Consider the following 6,052-nt stretch of genomic DNA (forward strand, 5'->3'; position numbering starts at 1 on the left):
GGATATTATTTTCCTGCAGGTTGTTGAAAACGATAAGTTTGATCTGTACGATACCATTTCATCCATGTCTTAATTTGGGAAACATTTTTAATTCCGAGTATTTCCATAATGGTGCGATTTGAATAACCCTCCTTTTTCAACTCAATCACTTTCCACTTTACTTCTTCTGGGTAATGTACTCTTCCCTTCAAATGAAAAACACCTCCAATGAACGTGGTTCAAGTCGGAGGAAGGCACCTTAGGGTGTCTTTTTTTATTACTCTTCGACAAAATATGACAATATACAAATAAATCGTTTGCTACTATGAGATGAGAAATCTTACATTTTAAAACGAACTATTTAAAATAACTAATACAGATCGGAGGGAAAAAAATGAAAAGAAAGTTACTTAAAGCGTTAACATGCGGTACATTGCTTATGAGTATGGCTGCTTGTAGCTCAAATGAGAAAACTGCAACTGAATCAAAACCTAAACAAGAAGAAAAGGTTCAGGAAAAACCAAAAGTTCAAACCATTCAAAAGCAACAAAAAGATATTTATGTAGTAAGTAAAGATGATTTATCTAAGGCAGCACAGTCGATTGGAGAAATCCAAAACGAGCAAACTATAAATGACATGATGATACATATGTCTTTCCAAAAACTCACATTCAATGGGAATAACCTTCATGTTTCTGGTACCCGTGATGTAGGTCGATTTCAAATGACCAAAGAAAACATTCAATACTTAAAAAACAACTTAAATGTTATCAATAATGATGAAAGACAAAAATATGAATCTATTCTGAACAAATGGTACGATGGAAATTTCGAATCTGCAGTTGAAGACTATAGAGAAATTCTTTATTTACGTTTTGGAAAAAAGCAAAGTGTGGAGGTATCTAAACTAGCTAAAAAAACTGATAGTGATGAAAAAGAATTTATTCTCCATTTCTTTGGTCAAGAAGGATTAGATATTCATAATAAAGAGTGAAAACATGGAGAGTTATAGAAATAAAACTGAATTTCACTCCACTAGGAAGTACAATGTTTTTACTCTGCAATACGGTATTTCCTTTGGGGGAGTGTCACATCGCCATCAAGCTAAAAGAACGAGTTATCCCCAAACAATAAATACGAGCAACATGCTCAAAATTTTCGTTCTGGGGTATTATGATATCTTAACTTGATCGGCTCAGCATGTGGTTTTACCCCTAATTAATAGCTTGTTCTCTTCTATATAACTTTTTAAAATATAGATTTGAACCATATTTCTCAATGAATAAAATAACTTAACATGGTAAAATAATATATCCATAAAAAGGTAATTTCATGTGATATTATATGAAATATTAAAATGTAGATAGGGGAAGTAAATATGGACAAGAAGCTAACGTATTTGCTAGGATCGATTATAGGGGTAATAGTACTTGCAGCTGGTATGACTTATGGAATGTTACAGTTTGCTGAAGTACCAATGGGTAGTGAGAAGCATACTTTTGCAGAGTCTGATTATAAAGAAGAACCACCATCGAATGCAGCAGAAATTGAAGGTTCAAATGCACAACTTCACATCACTAAAAGTTCTACTGAAGAAGAAGTCATTTCAGCAATGCATAGCATGACTCATCAAAAAGTAAAAGTGAATGACGGACGAGGAGCAACTCCTATGTCTAAAAAGAATGCAGAAAAAGTAAGAAACATTCTAAACCAAAATGATTTCAAGAAAAAAGAAGAACTATTAGCAATCACTGAAGGATGGGTAAATAGAGATTTTAGTAAAATCGTAGAAGAACATAACTATTTCTGGGAACTTCAAGACGGCAATATAGGTGAAGCTACAGAAATGGATCCGATAGAAGAGCAAACATTCTCTTTAAATAATTTCGGTGATGAAGTAACAGCCGCTTTACATAAATCAGGAGATCTTTAGTACGTTTGAGAATAATAAACATCTATAAATTATAGTTAGAAGCTTCCCTTTTTGTATTTATCTTTTCTAAATTTCTTCAATACATAGATGTGATCTCAAGTCGGAGGAAGGCACCTTAGGGTGTCTTTTCTTTATAGGCTAGCACCAAATCCTGTATCCATTATTTGTTCACTTTGAATACATACGGTTTAAGTTTATTATCAAATTACCAATATAATTAAAGTAAAAAAAATCCCTCAGATAAGCTGAGAGAATCTTTAAAATTCACATTATTTTTCCTTCTTTAATCGCATTTTTCTATCTGGTCGCCTTCTTCACCTGTGTTTACTGCCGAACTATCCGTTCCGCCTCCCACTGCATGTTGCTGTTTGGTGTTAGAACTTTCGATGGCAGCCTTGGTTCCCGCTGCACTGTCATCTCCACCACCACTTGCCACTTGAGTAGCACTAGCCTGTTTCTCACGGGTTCTATTAATTTGATTATTGATGATGAGTACAAATTCTGCCTCTTCATCCGAAGTTTCTTTTTTCATTTTATGCGGCTCAATCTGATCCCCACTAATTCCTTTATTTATCGCTTCGCCTCCAGCGCCCACCGTTTCTTGCTGTCGGGTATTCGATGAATCGATTGCTGCATTACTTCCTGCCGCACTATTTTGTCCGGCTCCACTGGCAATTTGTGTTGTATTCGGTGCAAATGTAATCTGATTATTAATGACAATGACAATTTTTCGTTTATCATCAAGATTTCCCAAATTAATTTCTTGCCCATCTTTTTTTACAAATCGAAACGTGATTTTTTCATTGTTTTCCATGTTCTCACCCCCTTTGTAATATTAAATGACTAAAGAATGATAATGGATTGGACAAGGGTATTTTTTTATACATATGTGCATCCGCCCACAATGAAGGATGTATTCCTATGACTACTTTTCATAAGAAGTGAATGTTATTTTTCTTAAACCGTTCCAATGTAAACTTTTAAATATTAGTTTACATTCAAAACATTGATTTCACTGAATTAATGTTACTTTTCATATTTTCGAAGAAAACACCAACAAAAGTATACATTCAAAACACTGATTTTATTAGATTTATAAAGTGACGTCGTTTTGGTGTTAACTATATCTATTTTCGTTCGTTGTGTTCGTTTGTTTTGTTAAACTTCTTCAATATGCCAAACATCTACTTGAAACTCTTCTTGAGAAATAACCATCTTTCTAGCTTCTATGTACGTTACTTTAAAATCAGGTGTAAACCTCATAGCAGACTTCTTCGACTTACCTGACTTTGTTATGCTGCTCTTAATCTCAAAAGATGGTATAAGAGTGAAAGTGGGATGACACCCTATGCGACCGACATCATCCCTGCTTTGTAAATACTTGTAATAATTCATTTCTGACTGTGAATCAAAGTTAATTCCGTCATAAGTTACTTTCTTCTGTTTGATCCGTGATGCATTCTTTTTCTTGGCTGTCGCCTTTCTCTTTCTAATCAACTAGTAACCTCTCTTTCTATTCCATTTGTCCTTTGCACTCTTCAAGAAAATCAATAACTTCCTGAACATGCTCCCTTGTTGTCATACTTTCCATTACGTATCCTTCATCGTTATAAACATTAACCTTACTTCCTGTGAACTCCATCCCATACATTCCATCTGTTCCTAATAGCTTTACGTTACGTTACCTTCCATTCTTTTAACCTCGCTTTCTATTAAAAGGATTATTTTATTAGGTTTTCTAACAACCTTCATTTTTAAATTTTCAGATCCAGATGCACATCTAGACTCATAAACCATATGTTAATTTAAATACTTTCTAAGAAAGTAGGTGAAAACAATGCCATCTATTGTTGGAAATATGGTTGTACAAAATAGTAACGGTTCTTTCAACTTAGGTGATTTTTATAACGTTTCTCCAAAGGAAAATACAAAAGCTTATAATGGTTCAGGTTAATCAAATGTTGCTTTTGTTGCCAATACCTTTAGCGGTGTTAGTGCAACAAACACATACGATTCTGATATTGCAGACCAAAACCAAGTTGGGACAGTCTAGAATTGTTCATTTCCCTCTTCCCCTCTGAATAAAACTTAATATTCCGTCAATACTGTATATGACATTAGATTTTCTCCTTGTTCCCCCTTGGAGAACCGAGCAGTTAGCTTTTGCTAGCTGCTCTTTTTACAAATAGTAATTAATTAACACAAGCGCATTTCAGAAAAGCTTCGTATGATACGGTGTATTCCTTTCTTTTAGAAAATGAAACTCGTCACGAGAGCACTTTTATGAAGTGCTCTTTTGGTTTTTCAAATACATACAAAATGAAATTTTTATAGTAATTTTAGTTGCTCGTATAATCTTCTCGGCTTCTTGATCTCCGATATCTCACCATTAAAGGGTTCTGGTGCAAAAATAAAATAAAAGAGAATAAAGCGCATATATTCCTAACGGAATCGTATCTTATGCTGCAAGTCCAAACAATTGATGGATGAATTCTTTCTGATTTTGGACAGACTGGTCCCGTAAATCAAGCTGTTCTTTTTTAATCATATGCATGGCTTCTACTCCAGAAAGAATGGATGTAGCTGTGTCAAAACATTTGAATCCTAGCATAGAACGGATTCGCTTCTTTATAAAGCGATGATCTTGTTCTACTATGTTATTTAAGTACTTTTGTTGTCTAAGTTGCATACCATCAGGTATGCTTTTCTTACGATTAGTCAACCTGTATTTATAGATTTTTGAGGGATTGAGTACCAAAAATCTATATCACACATGTATCCACGTATAACGCATACTAAATACCCCTAATATGATTCTTTTTTTTACTAGGGGGAGATATGATATGATGAATACATTTGTTATAGGGTTGCGTTTTTAATTTATCGTAGTACTCTATAATGTGATTTCGCCCGTAACGCCGTTGTTTAATCATGTTTTGGATAATCAGGAAAAGTAGTTTTCGTAAATGTTTATTTCCACGTTTATTAATTTTATCTTTATAAAAAGTTTTACCGGATTGAAAGCGACGTATATCAATACCGGCATATGCATTCAATTGCTTGTTATTCGCAAAACGAGTAATATCTCCTATTTCAGCCATTAAACGTACAGCTGTATTTGGCCCAATTCCAGGAAGGCTCAAAATGATACTATATTCTGCACGTTGTTCGGCAAGATGTACCATCTTGTTAATGCAATGTTCCTTTTGATGAAGAAGTTCTTGATAACGCCTTGCGTATACCTTGAGTTGATCACATAGGACATCATTTTGTGAAACGGCTGGATAGGAATTTTTCGCTATTTCAAGTATTTGAATTGCCTTTTTCTCTGCCATGATAGTTGATATTTTTTTATTGGTATTGGCACGAATACGATTTTTTATGATTGTTTTAGAAAGATTTAAAACACAATCTGGATGGGGAAATAGTTGAACAAAATTTAAAAATAGATCCGATTTACTAGTGAACATTTTTTCTAATTCAGGAAATGTTAATTGAATTACTTTGTGCATACGACTACGAATCATCGATAATTCTCCATCCAGTTCGCTATAAAATCTCGAAAGAGACTTTAACTGATGGAATAAGTGGTCCGTTCCATGAGATACCCTTCGGGTAACTGTAAAATGAGTAATGGCTAGTCGATGTGCATCACTTCGGTCCGTTTTATGRATCCGTAAGGAATCACATTGTAATTTTGCTTCTAAGGGGTTTAATAGACAATATGTATATTGGTTATCTTGCATAAATCGTTCTAGCTGCCTGGAATAAATACCTGTTGCTTCGAACACAATTTCAGGTGATTTGCCAGTTTCATTGGTAAGCTCATGTATCTTTTTTTGTAGCTCTTCAAATTCAGACTTTGAATGTTTGATTTCTTTTTCAAAGATACATTGTTTTTGTGCATTATAAATGACCATATAACTTTGACCCATACTGATATCAAATGCAATTACGTGTCTCATAAGGTTCCTCCTGACGTAAAGTTGAAGTCTTCATCTTACACTTATCGATTCCCATTTCTTATACACGATCTCGAGGACCAACATACTAAAAACTGATTCAAATAAGGTAAGTGAAGAAGGTCAGTTTTTTTTACGGATTCGGAATCCTAAAGCATACACGACCCTTTCTTCACTT

Annotated in this window: 5 protein-coding genes and 4 pseudogenes; 3 read left to right on the forward strand and 6 right to left on the reverse strand. The window is 34.1% G+C overall.

Annotated features, from left to right (window positions below; genetic code table 11):
* Positions 1 to 8: 8 nt before the first annotated feature.
* Positions 9 to 191 (reverse strand): annotated as a pseudogene (locus AC1DKZ_RS23095) (helix-turn-helix domain-containing protein); the annotation flags it as partial.
* Between the two features lie 182 nt (positions 192 to 373).
* On the opposite strand from AC1DKZ_RS23095, the gene AC1DKZ_RS23100 reads away from it, so the two are divergent.
* A complete protein-coding gene (locus AC1DKZ_RS23100) occupies positions 374 to 973 on the forward strand; it encodes a DUF6241 domain-containing protein (protein WP_476997120.1) in 600 nt (199 codons plus the stop codon).
* Between the two features lie 384 nt (positions 974 to 1,357).
* Entirely contained in the window at positions 1,358 to 1,912 is a 555-nt protein-coding gene (locus tag AC1DKZ_RS23105) for a PRK06770 family protein (RefSeq protein ID WP_431183033.1), read from the forward strand.
* A 283-nt stretch (positions 1,913 to 2,195) separates the two neighbouring features.
* On the opposite strand, the gene AC1DKZ_RS23110 is transcribed toward AC1DKZ_RS23105, so the two are convergent.
* The 3 genes from AC1DKZ_RS23110 to AC1DKZ_RS23120 all read right to left on the reverse strand — a co-directional run bounded on the left by AC1DKZ_RS23110 (position 2,196) and on the right by AC1DKZ_RS23120 (position 3,563).
* Positions 2,196 to 2,726, reverse strand: a complete 531-nt coding sequence (locus tag AC1DKZ_RS23110) for a hypothetical protein (RefSeq protein WP_476997121.1) — start codon at positions 2,724 to 2,726, stop codon at positions 2,196 to 2,198.
* Positions 2,727 to 3,070: 344 nt separating this feature from the next.
* Positions 3,071 to 3,409, reverse strand: coding sequence for a DUF1064 domain-containing protein (locus AC1DKZ_RS23115; protein ID WP_476997122.1), 339 nt, complete (start codon positions 3,407 to 3,409; stop codon positions 3,071 to 3,073).
* 16 nt (positions 3,410 to 3,425) lie between these two features.
* On the reverse strand, positions 3,426 to 3,563 hold the full coding sequence (locus AC1DKZ_RS23120) for a hypothetical protein (RefSeq protein ID WP_219302226.1): 138 nt from the start codon (positions 3,561 to 3,563) through the stop codon (positions 3,426 to 3,428).
* A 186-nt stretch (positions 3,564 to 3,749) separates the two neighbouring features.
* Between AC1DKZ_RS23120 and AC1DKZ_RS23125 the strand changes: the two are divergent.
* Positions 3,750 to 3,965: pseudogene (locus AC1DKZ_RS23125) on the forward strand (spore germination protein).
* Positions 3,966 to 4,370: 405 nt separating this feature from the next.
* On the opposite strand, the pseudogene AC1DKZ_RS23130 reads toward AC1DKZ_RS23125, so the two are convergent.
* Together AC1DKZ_RS23130 and AC1DKZ_RS23135 are read right to left on the reverse strand one after the other, a co-directional pair.
* Positions 4,371 to 4,613 (reverse strand): annotated as a pseudogene (locus tag AC1DKZ_RS23130) (DDE-type integrase/transposase/recombinase); the annotation flags it as partial.
* A gap of 133 nt (positions 4,614 to 4,746) precedes the next feature.
* Positions 4,747 to 5,877, reverse strand: a pseudogene (locus tag AC1DKZ_RS23135) (IS110 family RNA-guided transposase); the annotation flags it as partial.
* Positions 5,878 to 6,052 lie beyond the last annotated feature (175 nt).

This window comes from Bacillus sp. 05T21, from assembly GCF_056396785.1.